Origin of the sequence: Bradyrhizobium forestalis (genome assembly GCF_002795245.1) — a bacterium.
Taxonomy (GTDB): Bacteria; Pseudomonadota; Alphaproteobacteria; order Rhizobiales; family Xanthobacteraceae; genus Bradyrhizobium; species Bradyrhizobium forestalis.
Genome location: NZ_PGVG01000009.1, coordinates 211863 through 232039, shown reverse-complemented (window position 1 = coordinate 232039; position 20177 = coordinate 211863). Strand labels below are relative to the sequence as shown.

Below are 20177 nucleotides of genomic sequence, written 5' to 3'. Positions count from 1 at the left end.
CCGTCGCTCTTGCACTCAACACCAGGCCTCGGAAGACCCTGGGCTGGAAAACACCGGCAGAAACTCTCGACGAATTGCTGCGGGTGAGCGATACACAAGGTGTTGCGACGACCGGTTGAAGTCGCCCTGGGTCGCCCGGTCAAGCCGGGCGACGACGAGAGCAAGAGGAGAAAGCGCGTACTAACCCAATCAATGCGCCGCTGACGCCGAGCGCTTGGTGGCGACAGCCTTCGGCGCGGGCTTGGCGCTCGCCTGCGGCGCGCTGTCCCAGCCGCCGTTCGGGGTCGCGACGTTGACGGCATCGTCGGGCTGCGGCTCGGCGCTGAACGTCTGGATCGCGAGCTTGGCGGCGGCGAGCGATTGCGGGTCGAGGCGCTTGGCGACGTCGTCGCGCTTGCCGGCCGCATCCGCATCGCCCTGGGCGGCGGCCAGGCTGAACCATTTGTAGGATTCGGCGAGGTTCTGCTCGACGCCGATGCCGCGCGCATAGAGGATGCCGAGGTTGAACTGGCTGTCGGCAACACCGCGATCGGCCGCTTTGCGGAACCACTGTGCCGCGCTCTTGTAGTTGGCGCCGCGGCCGCCGCCATCGGCGTCGAGCACCGCGAGATTGTGCATCGCCTTGGCGTTGCCGCGCTCGGCGGCCTGCGTGTAATAGCGGCGGGCGATGTCGGCGTCCTTCTTCACGCCAAGGCCCTTTTCATAGAGCGTGCCGAGGCGGAAGGTCGCAGGGACGACGCCGGCCTGCGCCGCGCGGTCGTACCACTTCGCCGCTTCGTCGTAATTCGTGGCGACGCCCTTGCCTTCGGCAAAGCGCAGGCCGATCTCGTAGGCTGCGGTCGCATCGCCCTTCATCGCGGCGGTGCGCAAGGCTGGGCCGCCGATGCCGTCAGGCAGCCTCTCGCTCGGGGGGACCTGGACCAGGCCGAGCTTGGCGCGGCTCGTGCCCGACAGCGCGCCGGTGACGTCGCTGGAGGCCGGCGGCGGTGGGGCCGCGGCAGGAGCCGGCGGGATTTCAACCGAGGCCGAGCTGGCCGGGCCGGGCGCAGGAGCGGCCGGTGCGGCATTGTTCTGGGATTGCCGTCCGATCGGCGTCGGCGACGTCATCGACGGCGTGACCTGCTCGGGCGTGGCGGGCGTGGTCTCGACCGGCGGTGGCGCGGCCTGCGGTGCCGGCTCGCTCGGAATATTTTGCATCGCCTGCGGCGCCGGCGGCGCGCTGCCGCCTTCGAGCAGGTTCATTGCCATCTTGAAGGTGCCGAGCACGATCACGACCACGCTCGCGCCGACCAGCAGCGAGCGGATCTTCGAGGTGATGGTCGAGGCGCCTTCCTGGCCCTTGTCCTTGGCACGGGCAATTGCTGCCTTGGCGCCGCGGGCGGGCTTTTCCGGCGGCTGCGCGGCGGCGGCCTGCGCGGCGCGACGCGCGGCTGCGATGAAGCTCGACGACGACACCGGCTCCTTCGGTGCTGCGGGAATTTCGCTGATCGCGCTCTCGGAGGCGGCGATGCGCTCCGACGGCGTGGCGACGCGGCCGCCCGGCCGCGTGCCCGGCTCGAGCGGATGATCCGGCGGCAATTCCGGCGCGATCGCAGCGCGCGCGGGCGCCGTATGCGGCTCCAGGATCTCGCTGATCGCCCGCGGCGGAATGGGCGGTGCCGCTGGCATCGGCGGTGGGGCGGCCGGGGTCGCAGCGTGGAATTCGCGCGGCGCGGCGACGAAGGCGGCCTGTGCAGCTTGCGATGCAGCGGGATTGGGCAGCTCAGGCTTCGGATCGTATTTCGGTGGCTGCGGCCGCGGCTCGCGCGCCATCGGCGCCGGCTCCATCGGCGCGGCCATCGGCATTGGCTGCGGCGCAGGGGCCGGCGGCGCAGTGCGCACCGCGCGCAGATCGCCCTCGATCATCGAGAGCCGATCGACGACGTGGCCAAGCGCGCTGTGGACGGCGTCGAGCGAGTCCTGGGTGCTGCGGTTGGTCTCGGCCTGGCTGAAGCGGATGTCGGAGAGCTCGCGCTTGACGAGATCGACCACGCCGGAATCGACAGGCGGCGCCGAATTGCGGCTCTCGGCGAGGGCCGCATAGGTCGCCTGCTGCCGCTCCAGGTGCCTGAGGATGTCGTGCAGCCCGTCCTCGACACGGCTCAAATTGCCGTTGCGCGGATCGGAGGCGGCTTCGATCCGTTCCAGCAGATAGGAGACGCGCTGTTCGAGATGGGCGAAGGTCGAGGCCGAGTCGTTGCCGACCTGCATGCGGTCGAAACGGTCCGACAGCGCGCGGATCGCGGCTTCGAGATGCTCGGTGCTCTCGGAGGCTTGCGGCCGCTCGCGGGTTTCGAGCGCGGCGGTGAGCGCTGCGATGCGCTGCTCCAGCACCGCAAAACTGTCGCCGTGGCCGGAGGCGCGGGTGATCTGGTCGACCTTGGTCGACAGCAGCTGCACGTCTTCGGACAGCCGTGCCAGCGCCTCGTTGGACGCGACGTTGGAGACGATGGCGCGCAGCGCGGAGATCGCGCCTTCGAGCTGCTGCACGGTCGAGGGATCGTCATTGGCGCGCAGGATCAGATCGAGCTTGGCGCCGAGATTGCGGATCGCCTCGTCATAGCCGGTGAGCTGCTCGGCCGGCGTCAGCGTGCGCAGCACCTGCTTGATGTCGGACAGCGCGCGCTCGATGCCTGAGAGAACCTGGCCGTCGGTGCCGTTGGAGCGGGTCTCGTCGATACGACGGTGCAGCGAGCGGATCTCGTTCTCGATCGATTCGATCGCGCGCCGCGGCATCGCCTCGGTGATGGCGGCACGGATTTCGGCCAGCTCGCTGCGGAAGGCCGCGATCGCCTGCTCGGTATTATCAGGGCGCTGCAGCGACTCGATCTGGCTCGTGATCTTGAGCAGATGGCGTTCGAGCGAGGAAAAATCCGGCCCCGGCTGCGGCGGCGCGTAGGCGGGCGCGGGCGGTGCGTAAGGAGCCGCGGGCGCAAGCGACGGCGCGGCCCGCGGCGGCATCTGCCTGGGCGCAAAACCGTCGAGCTCGCTCTGGCGCGCCGTGATCTCGGCGACGGCGACGTCGAACGAAGCCGGGCTCAGGGGTGGTGAGCTGCGATAGACCTGCGCGGCGGCGCGCTCGACCGCATCGGCCTCGTGCTGGCGCGTGTCGGCCGGAGCGGGACGTGACGCCTGCGGCTGCTGCGGTTGTCGCTGCGGGCGGGAGATTTGCGACAGGCGTGCATCGAGCCGCGAGATCGCGTCGTTGAGCTGGCGCGCGACGCCCTGCTCGCGCGACACATCTGGTCTTGAAGAGTCTTGGCGCGGCGCGGGCCTTGAAATCCGTTCGATCTGCTGGGTGATCGCGTCGAGCCGTTGGTGGATGTCGGCGACTTCGCGGCTCTCCTGACTGGGTCCTTGGCTCGGCATGTGTTGCGGACGCTGGTCATAGGGTCCGCGAAAGTTCGGCGGGGTCGTCTCGCCGAGCGTGGAGTTCAGCCAGTCGTTGAGTGACATGCCGGCTCTGCGCGCAGCAGCTTCGGCCCGCTCCCGGACGGATGGATCGATGCCGTCAACACTCCACGATACGCGCGAATTCATGACTCTGTCCGGTTCCGACTCCGGCGCCCCACCCGGCGCCTCCAGCCTCCCCACGCGTGCCGGTTGCAAAGACAATCGAATTTGGCGCGGGTCGTCTGCCTCGAAAACCGACTTTTTCCTGTTACGGTAAATAACGGGTTAAGGAATGCGGCGCGGCTGTCTTAAAGTTGGGCGGGGGAACCGGTGGATTGGCTTTGTGGCTCGCTCTGCGCGCCCCAAAAACCGGTGTCATGCCCCGCGCAGGCGGGGCATCCAGTACGCCGCGGCTTCTCGGTTCTAGCCGCGCCGTCTCTGGAATACTGGATCGCCCGCCTGCGCGGGCGATGACAGCGGAGGAAACTGCGGCAGCTCGTGCGGCGTTAGGGACAGCGCCTAGAGCACCTAACCCTTCTCCCGCTTTCCATCCTCCAGCGGCACCACCGTCGCCTTGCCGCTCATTGCGGACAGTGCTTCCAGCGCCTCCTCGCAGAAATCGGCCACCATCTGCTCGTGCCGGGCCCCCAAGCGGAGCAGGAGCAGGTTGCCGAGATCGAGCCTTCCTTCCGCCGTGCCGTCCGGAAAGCGCTTCTTCAGGATGCGCTCGTAGTTGGCGTGGCGGTCGCGATGGTGCTCCAGGCGGGCCATCAGGTCGGTGCGCAGCGGCTCGATGTCGATGCTGTCGAGCGCATGGAGGCGGACCAGGAGGTCGTCCTTGGTCGAGGCTGGCGTGCTTGGTCGCGCGGCCCAGTGCCGCAGCGCTGTTCTGCCCTCGGGGGTGAGCGTATAAACCAGCTTGTTGGGCTTGCCCGATTGTACGACCTCGCGGCCCTGGATGTGGCCGCGGTCGCGCAGCTTGGAGAGCTCGCGGTAGATCTGCTGGTGGTCGGCCTTCCAGAAGAAGCCGATCGAGGAATCGAACGTCTTGGCGAGCTCGTAGCCCGTCATCGGACGTTCCGTCAGGCATGCGAGGATTGCGTCGCCCAGCGCCATGACCGGCCTCCCTTATCGAGTCTGACCAAGTTGCTTGACTTTATGCGCATCGGCGCATATGCGTCAATGTGCATATGAGGCAGCGTGCAGGCGGGCCAAAGCCCGACTGAAAAAACCAGCGAAATCAACCTTCGCGCTACTGTGCATGGGGTTGTTTTCGCACTTTTTGCCCTTGCCCTAGGGAGGCACCTGAGAATGACCGGCCTCGATTCCTGGTACGCCTACATGAAGTCTCACGACCGCGCCGCGCTCTGGGACCTGCTGCATCCTGACGCCATCTTCGAAAGCCCCGTCGTGCACACGCCGCAGCGCGGCCGCGACATCACTTTCAAATACCTCTCCAGCGCCGAGAAGGTGCTCGGCGGCCCCGGCTTCACCTATGTCGGTGAGTGGAAGAACGAGCGCGGCGCCGTGCTCGAATTCAAGAATGTCATCGACGGCATCGAGATCAACGGCGTCGACATCATCAGCTTCGATACCGAGGGGCGCATCACCCATTTCAAGGTGATGGTGCGTCCGCTCAAGGCGATCAACATGCTGCACCGCCTGATGGCGGAGCAGCTTGCCGCCGCCCAATCATAAGCCCAACATCATCATTTCAAGCCCCGTGCCGGGAGACCACCATGCCGATCTATAAAGCCCCCGTCGAAGACGTGAACTTCCTGCTCAACGACGTCTTCCAGATCGATCGCTACGACAACCTCGCCGGCTTCTCCGACGCGTCGAGCGACGTCCGCGAGGCGATCCTCGGCGAAGCAGCCAAGCTCGCCGAAGAGGTGCTGCAGCCGCTGAACCGCGTCGGCGATCTCGAAGGCTGCAAGCGCGCGGACGACGGCAGCGTCACCACGCCAAAGGGCTTCAAGGACGCCTTCAAGCAGGTCGCCGAGGGCGGCTGGCTCGGTCTGTCGGCGCCGACTGAGTTCGGCGGCCAGGGCCTGCCGGTGACGCTCTCGCAAGCCGTCAACGAATTCCAGATCTCCGCCAACATGGCGTTCTCGATGTATGGCGGCCTCACCATGGGCGCGACCGCGGCGCTGCTGGTGCACGGCACGCCCGAGCAAAAGAAGACCTACGTGCCCAAGATGGTGGCCGGCGAATGGACCGGCACCATGAACCTGACCGAGCCGCATTGCGGCACCGACCTCGGCATGCTCCGCACCAAGGCGGTGCGCCAGGCCGACGGCAGCTTCAAGATCACGGGCACCAAGATCTTCATCTCGGCCGGCGAGCATGACTTGGCCTCCAACATCATCCACCTCGTGCTCGCCCGCATCGAGGGTGCACCTGGCGGCATCAAGGGCGTGTCGCTGTTCGTGGTGCCGAAATTCCTGGTCAACGCCGACGGTTCGGTGGGGCAGCGCAATGGCGTGGTGTGCGGATCGATCGAGCACAAGATGGGCATCCACGGCAATTCCACCTGCGTGATGAACTACGACAACGCCACCGGCTGGCTGATCGGCGAAGAGAACAAGGGCATGCAGGGCATGTTCGTGATGATGAACGAGGCCCGGCTCGGCGTCGCCGTGCAGGGCCTCGCGCAGTCCGAGGTCGCCTATCAGAACGCGGTCGCCTATGCCCGCGAGCGCATCCAGGGCCGCGCGCTCACCGGTGCCAAGGCGCCGGACAAGGCGGCCGACCCGATCATCGTGCATCCCGACGTCCGCCGCACGCTGCTCTCGATCCGCGCCTTCAACGAGGCCGCGCGCGCCTTCGTGATGTGGACCGCGCTGAAGAGCGACGTCGCCCATCGCTCCGAAGACCCTAGGGATCGCCAGGCCGCCGACGATCACATGGGCCTGATGACGCCGGTGCTGAAGGGCTTCCTCACCGATTACGGCTTCGCCAACGCGGTGCAGGCGCAGCAGATGTATGGCGGCCACGGCTACATCGCCGAGCAGGGCATGGAGCAGTTCGTGCGCGATGCGCGTATTGCGATGATCTATGAAGGTGCCAACGGCATCCAGGCGCTCGACCTCGTCGGCCGCAAGCTGCCGCGCGACGGCGGCCGCGCCATCATGGCCTTCTTCGGCGAGGTCATGGCCTTTGCCAAGGAGAACGGCGGCGACGAGGCGATGAAGCCCTTCATCACCCCGCTCTCGACCTCGCTCGGCCATCTCCAGCAGGCCACCACCTGGCTGATGCAGAACGCGATGATGAAGCCGGACAATGCCGGCGCAGCCGCGACCGATTACCTGCATCTCTTCGGCTTCGTCGCGCTCGGCTACATGTGGGCGAAGATGGCCAAGGTGACGAATGCCAAGATTGCCGAGAGCGGGGCGACGCCCTATCTCTCGACCAAGCTCGTCACCGGGCGTTTCTTCATGGAGCGGATGCTGCCGGAGACCGCGGCCAATCTCGCGCGCATCCAGTCCGGCTGCGCCACCATCATGGAATTGCCGGCGGAAGCGTTCTGAGCCTGCTTCCGCTGCCTGCTCCCAATCGTATCGAACATCACATCAGGAGGGCGTCATGCCTGAGGCATTCATCTACGATCACGTCCGCACCCCCCGCGGACGCGGCAAGCCGGACGGCGCGCTGCACGAAGTGACCGCGCTCGCGCTCGCGACCGTGCCGCTGAAGGCACTGAAGGACCGCAACAACCTGCCGAAAGACTCCGTCGACGACGTCGTGCTCGGCGTGGTCGATCCCGTCGGTGAAGCCGGCTCCGACATCGCGCGCTTCGCTGCGCTCAAGGCCGGTCTCGGCGACGCTGTGCCCGGCGTGCAGATCAGCCGCTTCTGCGCCTCCGGCCTCGATGCCGTGAACTTCGCCGCGGCGCAGATCATGAGCGGCCAGCATGAGCTCGTGATCGGCGGCGGCGCCGAATCGATGAGCCGCGTCGGCATCGGCGCCTCCGGCGGCGCCTGGCCGGTGGACCCCTCGATCGCAGTGCCGGCCTATTTCATGCCGCAGGGTGTGTCGGCCGATCTGATCGCGACCAAATACGGCTTCTCACGCGACGACGTCGATGCCTATGCGGTGCAGAGCCAGCAGCGTGCCGGCAAGGCCTGGGACGAGGGCCGCTTCAACAAGTCGGTGGTGCCGGTGAAGGACATCAACGGCCTCACCATCCTCGCCAAGGACGAGCATATGCGGCCCTCGACGACGATGCAGTCGCTGGCGCAGCTGCAGCCGTCGTTCACGATGATGGCGCAGATGGGCGGCTTCGACGGCGTCGCGATCCAGTCGCACCCGGAGATCGAGCGCGTCAATTACGTGCACCATGCCGGCAATTCGTCGGGCATCGTCGACGGCGCCGGCGCGGTGCTGCTCGGCAGCAAGGAGGCGGGTGCGAAATACGGCATGAAGCCGCGCGCAAAGATCCGCGCCTTCGCCAATATCGGCTCGGAGCCCGCGATGATGCTGACCGGTCCGGTCGACGTCACCGAGAAGCTGTTCGCGCGCTCCGGCATGAAGAAGTCGGACATCGACCTGTTCGAGCTCAACGAGGCCTTCGCCTCCGTCGTGCTGCGCTACATCCAGGCCTTCGACATCGACAACGCCAAGATCAACGTCAATGGCGGCGCGATCGCGCTCGGCCATCCGTTGGGAGCGACCGGCGCGATGATCTTGGGCACCGTGCTCGACGAGCTCGAGCGCACCAACAAGTCCACCGCCCTCGTCACGCTGTGCATCGGCGGCGGCATGGGCACCGCGACCATCATCGAGCGGGTGTGACTTCTTACCCTCTCCCCTTGTGGGAGAGGGTGGCGCGAACACGCGAAGCGGGTTCGAGCCGGGTGGGTCTGTCTCCGCGGATGCAGACCTCTCACCCCCTCGCTTCGCGATAGCCGATGCGCAGCATCGGCGTCTCTTAAAGACGGCGGCCGAAGGCCGCCTATGCCCTCTCCCACAAGGGGAGAGGGTAAGACGAGATCCCGATCAACCGCCGCGCCTGACATCGGCTGCGGCACCGAGGAGCAACCAACATGTCTTACAAGAACTTCAAGGTTGAGACCGACGCAGACGGCATCGCGCTCGTCACCTGGGACATCCCGGGCCGTTCGATGAACGTGCTCGACGAGACCTCGACCAACGAGCTCGAGGCGATCGTCAAGGCGACCACCGCAGATGCCGCGGTGAAGGGCGTCGTCATCACCTCGGCCAAGGAAGCGTTCTGCGCCGGCGCCGATCTCTCCATGCTCGAGGGCATGAACCAGGCCTACGCAAAGGTGTTCAAGGAGCAGGGCGAGACCGCGGCGAACCAGATGCTGTTCGACCAGAGCCGCCGCTTCTCGCAGGTGCTCCGCTCGATCGAGACGTCAGGCAAGCCGTGGGCGGCTGCGATCAACGGCCTCGCGCTCGGCGGCGGTTTCGAGATCACGCTGTGCTGTCACTATCGTGTCGCTGCTGAGAACCCCAAGACCCGGCTCGGCCTGCCCGAGGTCAAGGTCGGCCTGTTCCCGGGCGCCGGCGGCACGCAGCGCGTGCCGCGCCTGGTGCCGCCGCAGGATGCGATGACCATCCTGCTCAAGGGCGATCCTGTCACGGTCGAGAAGGCCAAGGCGCTGAACCTCATTCACGCCATCGTTCCCGCTGCCGATCTCATCAAGGCCGCGAAGGACTGGATCAATGGCGGCGGCAAGGCGGTCGCGCCCTGGGACGAGAAGGGCTTCAAGCTCCCGGGCGGCCCGGTGTTCTCCAAGGCCGGCATGATGATGTTCCCGGCCGGCAACGCCATCTATCGCCGCGAGACCTACGACAACTACCCGGCCGCGCGCGCGATCATGAGCTGCGTCTATGAAGGCCTGCAGCTGCCGATCGACGCGGCGCTTCGGGTGGAGTCGCGCTACTTCACCTCGGTGCTGCGTTCGAAGGAAGCGGCCGCGATGATCCGCAGCCTGTTCCTGTCGATGCAGGAGCTCAACAAGGGCGCGCGCCGTCCGAAGGACGTTCCCGCGACCAAGGTGAAGAAGATCGCCGTGATCGGCGCCGGCTTCATGGGCGCCAGCGTCGGCTACGTCTCGGCTCGTGCCGGCCTCGACGTCGTCCTGATCGACCGCGACCAGGAGAGCGCCGACAAGGGCAAGGCGCATGCGCAGAAGGTGATCGAGGACCAGATCAAGAAGGGCCGCGCCAAGCCGGCGGATGCCGAAGCCCTGCTCGCGCGCATCACGCAGACGGCCGACTATGCCGCGCTCAAGGACGTCGACCTCGTCATCGAGGCCGTGTTCGAGGACCGCAAGGTCAAGGCGGACACCTTCGCCAAGGCGCAGCAGTACCTCAAGCCCGACGTGATCTTCGCGTCGAACACCTCGACGCTGCCGATCACCTCGCTGGCCGAGAGCTTCAAGGACCAGGGCAAGTTCATCGGCATCCACTTCTTCTCGCCGGTCGAGAAGATGATGCTGGTCGAGATCATCCTCGGCAAGAACACCGGCGATGTCGCGCTCGCGACCGCGCTCGACTACGTCCGCCAGATCGGCAAGACGCCGATCGTCGTCAACGACTCCAGAGGCTTCTTCGCCAACCGCTGCGTCGGTCGCTACGTCGCCGAAGGCAACGAGATGTTCCTGGAGGGCGTGCCGCCGGCGATGATCGAGAACTGCGCCAAGATGGCCGGCATGCCGGTCGGTCCGCTTTCGCTCTCGGATGAAGTCGCGCTCGACCTTGGTCTGAAGATCATGAGGGCGACCGAAGCCGATCTCGGCCCCAACGCCATCAACCCCGAGCAGAAGAAGCTGATGGTGGAGCTGGTCGAGAAGCAGGGCCGGCTCGGCCGCAAGAACAGCAAGGGCTTCTACGATTACCCCGAGAAGGGCAAGGGCCAGAAGAGCCTGTGGCCGGGTCTCTCCGCGCTGCAGCCGAAGCAGCTCGACCCTGATACGCTCGACATCGAGGAGCTGAAGCAGCGCTTCCTGGTGGTGCAGGCGGTGGAAGCGGCCCGCACGGTGGAGGATCACGTCATCACCGATCCGCGCGAGGCGGATGTCGGCTCGATCCTCGGCTTCGGCTTCGCCCCGTTCACCGGCGGCACGCTGTCCTATATCGACTTCATGGGCACGAAGAAATTCGTCGAGCTCTGCCACAAGCTCGAAGCCAAATACGGCTCGCGCTTCACCCCACCGAAACTGCTCGAGGAGATGGCGGCCAAGGGCGAGACGTTCTACGGCCGCTTCGCGCCGAAGAAAGCCGCGGCCTAAGAGAAGCCTACGTAGAAAAAAGCCGGATCGTCGATCCGGCTTTTTTTATTTCCCATCTCCGAACGGCGAGAATGCGCGGCCCGATACGGTCTCGTCGGCGAGGCTGGCCTTCCAGCTGCCTTCGTCGCCGCGGCCGGTTGATGTGCTTCCGTCTCACACCAGTCCCCAATCCCCGCCCAACCACGCTCGCTCGGCCCTGGCACCGCACTTGCTGATGATCCACCGGATGGCCCATTGGCATTGAAGGTGTCCCGCAATGATCCCCACGGTGTTTCAAGACAGCGCAGCCGGCGTTGCAGTAAGATACGCCCCCCTGTTGCTGCTGGGTCGGCCGTGGCCGCGCCGTAGGCCCCTCCGGCGGCGCAGAAAAATTCCTTCGTGGGTCGGCCTGGTCCTACTCGTCCTCGTCCTTGATATGGCGCTGGCCGTGCTTGCCTGGTTCGCCGTCGATCTCGTCCTGCACTGAAAGCTCCCCTCTGTGGACGTAGAACGTCGCCGCCAAATAGGCGACCTGGCCGGCAATCAGGCAGCCGACGACGATTGGAACGCCTGTCCAAAATCCAAAGCCTGAGGTCTGAAGAACCGTCGCGGCAAGGATCGCGGTCGCCGGCGAGACCAGCAACAGAGTCCAGACTCGGAAGAATAGCCCCGTCGCCAAGCCAGTGATCGCGCTCGCGAGCAGGAGGAGGAGTACAGTCGTCACAATAGCGTCCCGGTCCAGCGGTCTGTGTCGTGTTCCGCGCGCTGAAGCTGAGCCAAGTGGATTGCTCTCACAAGGATGGCGACGCCCGCGGAGTGCACAACGCGGAAGTATTGTTAACCCCGACAATGCTCGTAAAATTGACGTCAGTGCGTCTCGAATCTTCGGATTTGGCGAATGAAAGTGGACCGAAGCTCTTGCGCATCTCGGAGTGGGGAAATTCAGCTTGAGGTGCCCGGAACTGTCGCGGGCCGGCACCGGCGCCTCGGTTGAGGCCTGATCGGCGATCGGCTGGACAATCACGGGGCCTTCGGTCACGATCTCATCGCTGTCGAGGCCCAGCGCAGGGACCTGGCCCCCAGGGGTTCAGCTTCAGATAATCCTCACCATCTTCGAGCCTCTTGGCGCCGATTCGACCTCGACCGGCTCATCGGGCAGGCCAGCTTCCAGGAGCGCGATGTGGGGACAGCGGGCAGGCACCGGGCGAAGCGTACGGTTTCACGGAATTTCCTCCGCCTGATGCTTGGTTCGGCCGAAAGAACGATTACATGCACCTGCTTGAAATAGTCAAGATTGATGCAGGTGCATCGAATGGAGTAAGAGACGGGCGACGAGCTTGAGCGGGACCATGAAACGCAAACCATCGACCGAGGCAACAGCCGCCTGGATTCGCCTGATGCGGGTGCAGAGCCGCGTGCTCGATTGCGTCGAGCAGGACTTGAAGAAGGCCGGCTTCCCACCGCTGGCCTGGTATGACGCGCTGCTCGAATTGTCGCGGGCGCCCTCGGGCGAGCTGCGGCCGGTGGAACTCGAGCGGCAGATGCTGATCCCGCAATATTCTACCTCGCGGCTGATCGACCGCCTGGTCGATGAGGGCCTCGCCTCGCGGCGCGAATGCAAGATCGACAAGCGCGGCCAGTTCGTCGAGATCACGGAAGCCGGCCGCGAGCTGCAGAAGCGGATGTGGGGCGCCTATTCGGCTGCGATCGAGAAATATGTCGGTTCGAAACTGTCGGATGCCGACGCCGTCAAGCTCAGCGGTCTGCTCGACCGCCTGGGCTGCTCGTGCGGCGAGATGAAACTGCCGCCCGCGGGCGTCAACGAAAGCATGCCGCCGCGATGATCGCGCGGCAAACCCGCTCGTCCGCGCAACCGGTGGGGTTCGCGGACCATCCCTGTCACCCGCGCGCGTCCGGTCGAAGCGCTTTTTGAATAGAGTTTGATATGGCGCGAGACCAGATCGATATGACGCCACTGCAATCACGCGACGAGCTCGTCGCGTGGTTCGAGGCCGGCTGCAAGGCCCCGTCCGAATTCCGCCTGGGCACCGAGCACGAGAAGACGCCGTTCACGCTCGACGGCCACCGTCCGGTGCCTTACGAGGGCGCGCGCGGCATCGGTGCGCTGCTCGAAGGCATGAAGCTCCTGCTCGGCTGGGAGCCGATCATGGAGAGGGGCAACATCATCGGCCTCTACGACGTCACCGGCGGCGGCGCGATCTCGCTCGAGCCGGGCGGACAGTTCGAGCTGTCGGGCGCGCCGGTCGAGAACGTGCACCAGACCCAGAGCGAGTTGATGGCGCACCTTGCACAGGTGCGCGAGATCGCAACGCCGCTCGGCATCGGCTTCCTCGGGCTCGGCATGACGCCGTCCTGGTCGCGCGCCGATATCCCGGTGATGCCCAAGGGCCGCTACAAGATCATGACCAATTACATGCCGAAGGTCGGTCAGTACGGCCTCGACATGATGTACCGGACCTGCACGGTGCAGACCAATCTCGACTTCTCCTCCGAAGCCGACATGGTCAAGAAGCTGCGCGTGTCGCTCGCGCTCCAGCCGGTCGCGACTGCGCTGTTCGCCAATTCGCCGTTCACCGAGGGCAAGCCGAATGGCTTCCTCTCTTTCCGGTCCGAGATCTGGCGCGACACCGACAACGCGCGCGCGGGCATGATGCCGTGGGCGTTCGAGGACGGCATGGGGTTCGAGCGCTATGTCGATTACGCGCTCGACGTGCCCATGTATTTCGTCAAGCGCGACGAGGAGTACATCGACGTGTCGGGCTCCTCGTTCCGCGCGTTCTTCGACGGCCGCAACAACAATCTTCCCGGCGAGCGTCCGACGCTGTCGGACTGGGCCAACCACCTCTCGACGATCTTCCCGGAAGTGCGGCTCAAGCGCTATCTCGAGATGCGCGGCTCCGACGGCGGACCGTGGGGCCGTCTGCCGGCGCTGCCGGCATTCTGGGTCGGGCTGCTCTATGACGATGTGTCGCTCGATGCCGCCTGGGACATGGTGAAGCACTGGAGCGCGCATGAGCGTCAGGCCTTGCGCGACGACGTGCCGCGCTTCGGCTTCAAGGCGCGGATCAAGGATCGCTATCTGTTCGAGATCGCCAAGGAGTGCCTCGTTCTGGCACATGCCGGCCTGCGCCGCCGCGGCCGGATCGACCAGCTTGGCCGCGACGAGACCCGGCACCTCGAGCCGCTCGATCGCATCATCGATTCCGGCCGGACGCCGGCCGAGGAGATGCTGGAGAAATTCAACGGTCCCTGGAAAGGCTCGGTGGAACCGGCCTACGCGGAATACGCGTTCTAGATCGGTAGCCCGATCAGGATTTGAGCCGTTCATCGCCCATACAGGTTTGCGGCGATCAAATGACCGGCTGAAAAAACCTGAGCGTCGTCAATAACTCGAAAGCTGTTCCGATGGGGAAGGGCCGCCTGTGCGGGGGCGTCGTTGCATGTGTCACGCTGATTTCGCTCGCAGTTGCGAGCGCGCCGGCCCGTGCCCAGACGGCGTTCGATCGCCCCGGCGGCGACTATTTCAGCACGCCGGTCACCTCGGGCGATCCCGAGGATTGCGCGCTGCTGTGCGAGCGTGATCGCCGCTGCCGCTCTTGGAGCTTCAGCTATCCCGACGTCGACGGCGCCGCGGCGGTGTGCTGGCTGAAGAACACCGTGCCGGCACGGGTGCCGGGAAGTTGCTGCATCTCGGGGGTGCGCGGCGCCGGCGTGATCGAGCCGCGCGTCGAGGGCGTCGAGACGTCGATCGACCGCCCTGGCGGCGATTTGCGTAATTTCGAGCCCAAGGACGGCGAAAGCGTAGAGGCCTGCAAGGCCGCCTGCACTGCCGACAACAAATGCCGCGCCTTCACGTATGCCCGCCCCGGCTACACCGGGCGTGAGGCGCGCTGCTTCCTGAAGAAGGAAATCAAGCCGCCGCGCCGCAAGGCGGGGTTCACGTCGGGCGTGGTGCGGTAGACCTGTGCCCCGGACGCAGCGCGGCGCTCCTTCAGCGCTGCGCTGCAGAGCCGGGGCCCATGCAGCAGCGAGCGACGTAGCGTTCTGGGTCCCGGCTCTGCGCCGCATCGTTTCACGATGCGCCTTGTCCGGGACACGTCGGGCTTATGCTCCCGCCGCGATCACCGTGAGCTCCGGCCACAGCGTCTTCCATCGCGCGGCCTTCGCCTCGTAATTGGCGATGGAAAAATTTGGCGCGCGGTTGGGCCGCACGATCAGTTTTGCGACGTCATCGAATCCGTGGGGCGCGTAGACGTCGAAATTCCCATCAGCCGCGGGTCGGACCCCCAGTTGCGTATTCTCCGTGAGGAAGCGGTCGATACCATCAGTCGAGCGCGTCAGTGGCGGATAGGGCAGGCCGTGCTTGCCGGGGTACCACAGATGCACCCGCGCCTGGTTGCGGATCTCGACCTTGGCGCCGAGATGCGCGAGCCGCGCATGCAGGGTGCGGATCACTGTGTCTTCCGCCTCCCATGAGGTATCGGGATCGAAATAGAACACGTCGTAGTCGGCGATGCCGTGACCGATCGGACGGCCGGTGAGCACGTTCCACACCGTCTGCACCAGGCAACCTGCGACCAGCCAAGCATCCGGCAGCGCGAGGCGGTGCAGCTCGTCGAGAATCGCGACGTTGACCGGATTGCGTAAGGCGAGGGTGAGGAATTCGTCCTTGCTCACCCTGCGACCAGTCAATGCACGGCGGTGAAGAACCGCGCGAGCCTGAATCCGGACAGCCAGGTCCACACCGGCTGGCCGCGGATGCCGAGATCCCAGGAGCCAAGCACGGCATCCGCACGGCCGATCAGATTGTCGATCGGCAACAGGCCGACGCCGCCGGAGCGCAGCGGCACGCGGCTGTCGGCGGAATTGTCGCGGTTATCGCCGAGCACGAAGAGATGGCCGGCCGGCACCGTCACTTCGGGCGTGTTGTCGAGCGGACCGCTGTCGCGCATCTTGAAGATCAGATGCGAGACGCCGTTCGGCAGCGTCTCGATATAGCGATAGGCAGGCTCGCTGCCGCCATGGTCGTCCTCGGCCGCGCCGACGCCGTCGGGCTTCAGCTCGGCGGGACGGTCGTTGATGAAGAGCTGGCCCTGCCGCATCTGGATGCGGTCGCCGGGCAGACCCACGACGCGCTTGACCCAGGCCTGCGAGCGATCGCCGGGCCAGCGGAATACCACGACGTCACCGAGCTTCGGCGTCTCCGCGAAGACGCGGCCGCTCTCGGGCAGGCTGATCTGAATCGGTAGCGACGAGGTGCCGTAGCCATAGGGGAATTTCGAGGCGAGCAGCGCATCGCCGATCAACAGTGTCGGCTCCATCGAGCCCGACGGCACGTAGAACGGCTCGGCGAGCGCGCCCTTGGCGATGAAGACGGCGGCGACGATGCCGGCGAGCTGCACGAGTTGGCCACCCCAGCCGCTGCTTTTCCGCTTCGGGGTGACCGTTGCCTTCTCGATGCTCATGCGCCCGTTCCACCCACCGTGATGCGCTCCATCAGCAGCGACGGCTGGCCGACGCCGACAGGCACGCCCTGACCGTTCTTGCCGCAGGTGCCGATGCCGGTATCGAGCGCAAGGTCGTTGCCGATCATGCGGATGCGATGCAGGTCGGTCGGTCCGTTGCCGATCAGCATGGCGCCCTTCAGCGGCGCGCCCAGCTTGCCGTTCTCGATCTTGTAGGCCTCGGTGCACTGGAACACGTACTTGCCCGAGGTGATGTCGACCTGGCCGCCGCCGAAATTCGCGGCGAACACGCCGTTCTTGACCGAGGCGAGGATCTCGGCCGGATCGCGGTCGCCCGCGAGCATGTAGGTGTTGGTCATGCGCGGCATCGGCACATGGGCGTAGCCCTGGCGGCGGCCGTTGCCGGTCGGCTTCATGTTCATGAGACGCGCGTTCTGGCGGTCCTGCATGTAGCCGACGAGGATGCCGTCCTCGATCAGCACGGTGCGATTGGTCGGCGTGCCCTCGTCGTCGATCGACAGCGAGCCGCGGCGCGAGGCCATGGTGCCGTCATCGACCACGGTGACGCCCTTGGCCGCGACCTGCTGGCCCATCAGGCCGGCAAACGCCGACGTCTTCTTGCGGTTGAAGTCGCCCTCGAGGCCATGGCCGACCGCTTCATGCAGCATCACGCCGGGCCAGCCGGCGCCGAGCACGACGTCCATTTCGCCGGCGGGGGCGGGAATCGATTCCAGGTTGACCAGCGCTTCGCGCAGCGCGCCGTCGGCGGCGTCGCGCCAGCTCCTGCTCTCGATGAATTCGGCATAGCCGGCGCGGCCGCCATAGCCCTTGCTGCCGCTCTCTTGGCGATCGCCCTGGCCGGCGACGACGGAAATGTTGACGCGCACGAGCGGGCGGATGTCGCGATAGCTCTCGCCGTCGGGCCGCAGGATTTCAATCATCTGCCAGGTCGCACCGAGACTCACGCTGACCTGCCGCACCCGCGGATCCTTGTCGCGCAGGTAAGCGTCGATCTCGGCGAGCAGTTTTACTTTTGTCTCGAAGCCGGGGGCATCGAGCGGATTGTCGTCGCCATAAAGGCGGACATTGGTGTGCGGGGGCGGAGCGGCGAAGCTGCCGGAGTAACCGCCGCGCACGGCTGCGACTGCGTCGGCAGCGCGAATCAGCGCCGGCAGCGACACGTCGGAGGAATGCGCATAGCCGACCGCGTCGTCCTTGACGGCGCGCAGGCCAAAGCCCTGCGAGGTGTCATAGGTCGCCTGCTTCAGCCGCCCATTGTCGAACATCAGCGCTTCAGTCTGGCTGTATTCCAGGAACAGCTCGCCGTCGTCAGAGCCCGAAAGCCCGCGCGCGATCTCGTGGCGAACCTGGTCGCGGTCGAGATTGGCACGGTCGAGCAGGGAGGTTGTGGCAGGGTTGGTCATGCGTCCGTCCATTAGCGGAAGATGTGGGGCAAGATAATGGTTTCGGACCGGTTCCGCGAGGGGCGGGGCGTCACATTACGGAAACGATAGGATTGGCTGGACCAAGTGCCCTGATCCCGTTGCTGCATCGGATATGGATCAATGATATCGTACCACCATGAATTACCGAGACATCATCTCCATTGAGCCGGGAAAACGTGGAGGACGACCCTGCATCCGCCACATGCGGATTACCGTGGCGGACGTGCTCGGCTGGCTTGCTGCCGGTCAGACGCATGCCCAAATCCTCGATGACTTTCCGGAGTTGACCGAGGACGATATCCGGGCTTGCCTCGCCTATGCCGCCGACCGCGAGAGGCGATTGGTGACCGCGCCGATATGAGGCTGCTGTTCGATCAGAACCTCAGCTTCAAGCTTTGCCAGATGATCGGCGATCTTTTTCCGGATTCCAGTCACGTCGGGTCTCATGGACTATCCGAAGTGCCTGACCGCGCGCTTTGGGAGTTCGCGAAGGCAAATGGCTTTGCGATCGTGACTCAGGACGTCGATTTAGCCGAGCTGGCGGGTCTGCTGGGTTCTCCGCCGAAGGTGATCTGGCTTCGGGCTGGCAATCAAACGACCGCAATGATCGCTGACCTACTTCGCCGACACGCACCGACAATTCAGTCCTTTGAGGGCGATGACAGCACGGCGTGCCTAGAGATTTACTAGGTCCGCCTCACCCCTACGGCAGCTTGTCATAGCCCTCACCCAGCCCGTTCAGGCTGAGCGGAAAACCGATCCCCTCTTCCGGGGTTTCGAAGATGATGAAGGTCGCGGTCTTGGCGCTGCGGAGCTGGCCGAGCAGCTTGTCTTCGAGGACGACCTCGGCGACGCAGCCGTTGGGGAGGCAGCGGACGAAGCCGGCGCGGCCGACGTCCTGGTTGTCGAGCTTGAGTCCGAGGCCGGAGGGCAACAGGACTCCGAGCGGGGCGACCACGCGCATCAGGCGGCTCTTCTGGTCGGCGGTCTTGAGCACGATCACGGTCAGGCCGGCATTGGAGCGGTCTTCCGCCACCACGCTCTGGATCAGGGCGCATTGCTCGGTCTGGGCGCCCGGCGGGGTGTCGCAGCGGATCTGCCAGTCGCCATGGACGGAGCGTACCGCGCCCTGCGCATGGGCAAGGCCCGGAAGCGCCAGCAGGACGATCGCAGCCAGGAGGGCGGCCAGCGCCGGGAGGCCGTTCGCCGGCCTTGCCATCGATCTCGAAAGCCCCATCGGGTCGGTCCCTCTGCTCGCCTTCCTCGCTCGCGCTTGGCGGACTGATCTGGCGGACTGATACGGAAATGACGGCGCCTTGAAGGCGATTCCCAAGCAAATTCCGCGCCGCCCACACCGCCATTGCCCGCACGAATCAGGCTCCTGCGCGGCTGTCTGCCAGTGCCTACCGCGGGCAATTCCGCTGTCAAGCCGCAGCGTCCCGGGAAACGGTATTTTTGTCTGATGTTGCTGGGAAATATCCTGCCGGTGATGGCTGGCAGACCAGGCTCAAGACTGCATTGCGATAGATCAAGAATTATGGTTTGAGAGGCTTGATTTCGCGTTCTAGCGATCTGGCCCCAATTCCTCTTAGAGGTATTCTTGCGTGGCGGTTTGTCGGACTGGCGGGTCGAATAAGCGTTTCCCGGAAACAGGGGAGCGCACTTGGGGTGATTTCGTAAGGGGAGCGCGAACGGCATGAGGATGTCGATGGGTCGGGTGGGCCGGCAATTGCTGGGATTGGCCACCATCGCCTTGGTGGCGGCTGGCGTCACGCTGGCGACGGGTGGTGCGGCATTCGCCGAGCTCGGACAGCCGGCGCCGTGGGAGTGGACGCTTCAGCAGTCCGGTTCCCCGGTGATGGACAATATCGTCTGGTTCCACAATTTCCTGTTCGTGCTGATCACCCTGATCACGCTGTTCGTTCTGGCGCTGCTCGTGATCGTGGTCATCAAGTTCAACGCGAAGGCCAATCCGGTGCCGTCGCGGACCACCCACAACACGCTGATCGAGGTGGCCTGGACGCTCGTTCCGGTGCTGATCCTGGTCGGCATCTCGGTGCCGTCGTTCCGGCTTCTGTTCCTGGAGCTCGACGTGCCGAAGGCGGATCTGACCATCAAGGCGACCGGCAAGCAGTGGTACTGGTCCTATGCCTATCCGGATAACGGCAAGTTCGAATTCGACTCGCTGATGGCGCAGGACAAGCAGCCCCGCCTGCTCGGCGTCGACAACGAGATGGTGGTGCCTGTCAACAAGGTGATTCGCGTCCAGACCACCGGCGCCGACGTCATCCATGCCTTCGCGGTGCCGGCTTTCGGCATCAAGATCGACGCCATTCCGGGGCGTCTGAACGAGACCTGGTTCAAGGCCACCAAGACCGGCATGTACTACGGTCAGTGCTCGGAACTGTGCGGCAAGGATCATGCGTTCATGCCGATCGCCGTGCGTGTGGTGAGCGACCAGGAGTTCGCCTCCTGGGTCGAGACGGCGAAGAAGAAATATGCGAGCGGCGGCACCAGCACCTACGCCTCCGCGGCCGGCCCGACGCAGTAGGCGTCGGGTGACGGCTTGAGGGACT

17 protein-coding genes and 1 pseudogene are annotated in these 20177 nt (G+C 65.4%); 10 read left to right on the top strand and 8 right to left on the bottom strand.

The features are described 5' to 3' along the window. Window positions 1-189: 189 nt before the first annotated feature. Together CVM73_RS14070 and CVM73_RS14065 are read right to left on the bottom strand one after the other, a co-directional pair. On the bottom strand, window positions 190-3579 hold the full coding sequence (locus CVM73_RS14070) for a tetratricopeptide repeat protein (RefSeq protein WP_167406825.1): 3390 nt from the start codon (window positions 3577-3579) through the stop codon (window positions 190-192). 381 nt (window positions 3580-3960) lie between these two features. Continuing rightward, entirely contained in the window at window positions 3961-4548 is a 588-nt protein-coding gene (locus CVM73_RS14065) for a PadR family transcriptional regulator (RefSeq protein ID WP_100232563.1), read from the bottom strand. 195 nt (window positions 4549-4743) lie between these two features. Here CVM73_RS14065 and CVM73_RS14060 point away from each other — a divergent pair, with 195 nt between their 5' ends. The 4 genes from CVM73_RS14060 (at window position 4744) to CVM73_RS14045 (ending at window position 10691) form a co-directional block, all read left to right on the top strand. Then, a complete protein-coding gene (locus tag CVM73_RS14060; protein ID WP_100232562.1) occupies window positions 4744-5130 on the top strand; it encodes a nuclear transport factor 2 family protein in 387 nt (128 codons plus the stop codon). A gap of 41 nt (window positions 5131-5171) precedes the next feature. Beyond that, window positions 5172-6962 (top strand): acyl-CoA dehydrogenase C-terminal domain-containing protein, encoded by a 1791-nt coding sequence (locus tag CVM73_RS14055; protein WP_100232561.1) that lies wholly within the window; start codon window positions 5172-5174, stop codon window positions 6960-6962. A 55-nt stretch (window positions 6963-7017) separates the two neighbouring features. Further along, complete coding sequence (locus tag CVM73_RS14050; protein ID WP_100232560.1) at window positions 7018-8226, top strand: acetyl-CoA C-acetyltransferase; 1209 nt, start codon at window positions 7018-7020, stop codon at window positions 8224-8226. 251 nt (window positions 8227-8477) lie between these two features. Beyond that, a complete protein-coding gene (locus tag CVM73_RS14045) occupies window positions 8478-10691 on the top strand; it encodes an FAD-dependent oxidoreductase (RefSeq protein WP_100232559.1) in 2214 nt (737 codons plus the stop codon). A gap of 394 nt (window positions 10692-11085) precedes the next feature. Here CVM73_RS14045 and CVM73_RS14040 read toward each other — a convergent pair whose 3' ends face one another. Together CVM73_RS14040 and CVM73_RS40925 are read right to left on the bottom strand one after the other, a co-directional pair. Beyond that, complete coding sequence (locus tag CVM73_RS14040) at window positions 11086-11394, bottom strand: hypothetical protein (RefSeq protein ID WP_245452296.1); 309 nt, start codon at window positions 11392-11394, stop codon at window positions 11086-11088. 178 nt (window positions 11395-11572) lie between these two features. Next, window positions 11573-11893 (bottom strand): annotated as a pseudogene (locus CVM73_RS40925) (glutathione S-transferase N-terminal domain-containing protein); the annotation flags it as partial. A gap of 126 nt (window positions 11894-12019) precedes the next feature. Between CVM73_RS40925 and CVM73_RS14030 the strand changes: the two are divergent. The 3 genes from CVM73_RS14030 to CVM73_RS14020 all read left to right on the top strand — a co-directional run bounded on the left by CVM73_RS14030 (window position 12020) and on the right by CVM73_RS14020 (window position 14651). After that, a complete protein-coding gene (locus CVM73_RS14030; RefSeq protein ID WP_100232558.1) occupies window positions 12020-12514 on the top strand; it encodes a MarR family winged helix-turn-helix transcriptional regulator in 495 nt (164 codons plus the stop codon). A 101-nt stretch (window positions 12515-12615) separates the two neighbouring features. Next, window positions 12616-13986 carry a glutamate--cysteine ligase gene (locus CVM73_RS14025; RefSeq protein WP_100232557.1) on the top strand — a complete coding sequence of 457 codons (1371 nt, stop codon included), beginning with the start codon at window positions 12616-12618 and terminating at the stop codon, window positions 13984-13986. 110 nt (window positions 13987-14096) lie between these two features. After that, window positions 14097-14651, top strand: coding sequence for a PAN domain-containing protein (locus CVM73_RS14020; RefSeq protein WP_100232556.1), 555 nt, complete (start codon window positions 14097-14099; stop codon window positions 14649-14651). 144 nt (window positions 14652-14795) lie between these two features. Here the strand turns inward: CVM73_RS14020 and CVM73_RS14015 are convergent, their stop codons facing one another. Genes CVM73_RS14015 through tldD form a run of 3 tightly spaced genes read right to left on the bottom strand, consistent with a single transcriptional unit; the run spans window position 14796 to window position 17580 of the window. After that, a complete protein-coding gene (locus CVM73_RS14015) occupies window positions 14796-15368 on the bottom strand; it encodes a nucleotidyltransferase family protein (RefSeq protein WP_100232555.1) in 573 nt (190 codons plus the stop codon). An 11-nt stretch (window positions 15369-15379) separates the two neighbouring features. After that, the gene (gene lepB / locus CVM73_RS14010) at window positions 15380-16156 is read right to left on the bottom strand and encodes a signal peptidase I (protein WP_100232554.1); all 777 of its coding nucleotides are present in this window, start codon (window positions 16154-16156) and stop codon (window positions 15380-15382) included. Then, the gene (gene tldD, locus CVM73_RS14005) at window positions 16153-17580 is read right to left on the bottom strand and encodes a metalloprotease TldD (RefSeq protein ID WP_100232582.1); all 1428 of its coding nucleotides are present in this window, start codon (window positions 17578-17580) and stop codon (window positions 16153-16155) included. The genes lepB and tldD overlap by 4 nt, the downstream gene beginning before the upstream one ends. A 157-nt stretch (window positions 17581-17737) precedes the next feature. On the opposite strand from tldD, the gene CVM73_RS14000 reads away from it, so the two are divergent. Both CVM73_RS14000 and CVM73_RS13995 read left to right on the top strand, forming a co-directional pair. Then, window positions 17738-17962, top strand: coding sequence for a DUF433 domain-containing protein (locus CVM73_RS14000; protein WP_100232553.1), 225 nt, complete (start codon window positions 17738-17740; stop codon window positions 17960-17962). After that, the gene (locus tag CVM73_RS13995) at window positions 17959-18291 is read left to right on the top strand and encodes a DUF5615 family PIN-like protein (protein WP_100232552.1); all 333 of its coding nucleotides are present in this window, start codon (window positions 17959-17961) and stop codon (window positions 18289-18291) included. The genes CVM73_RS14000 and CVM73_RS13995 overlap by 4 nt, the downstream gene beginning before the upstream one ends. Window positions 18292-18304: 13 nt before the next feature. On the opposite strand, the gene CVM73_RS13990 is transcribed toward CVM73_RS13995, so the two are convergent. Next, window positions 18305-18838 carry an invasion associated locus B family protein gene (locus CVM73_RS13990; protein ID WP_100232551.1) on the bottom strand — a complete coding sequence of 178 codons (534 nt, stop codon included), beginning with the start codon at window positions 18836-18838 and terminating at the stop codon, window positions 18305-18307. Between the two features lie 459 nt (window positions 18839-19297). Between CVM73_RS13990 and coxB the strand changes: the two genes are divergently transcribed. Beyond that, the gene (gene coxB, locus CVM73_RS13985; RefSeq protein WP_100232550.1) at window positions 19298-20152 is read left to right on the top strand and encodes a cytochrome c oxidase subunit II; all 855 of its coding nucleotides are present in this window, start codon (window positions 19298-19300) and stop codon (window positions 20150-20152) included. Window positions 20153-20177: the final 25 nt, after the last annotated feature.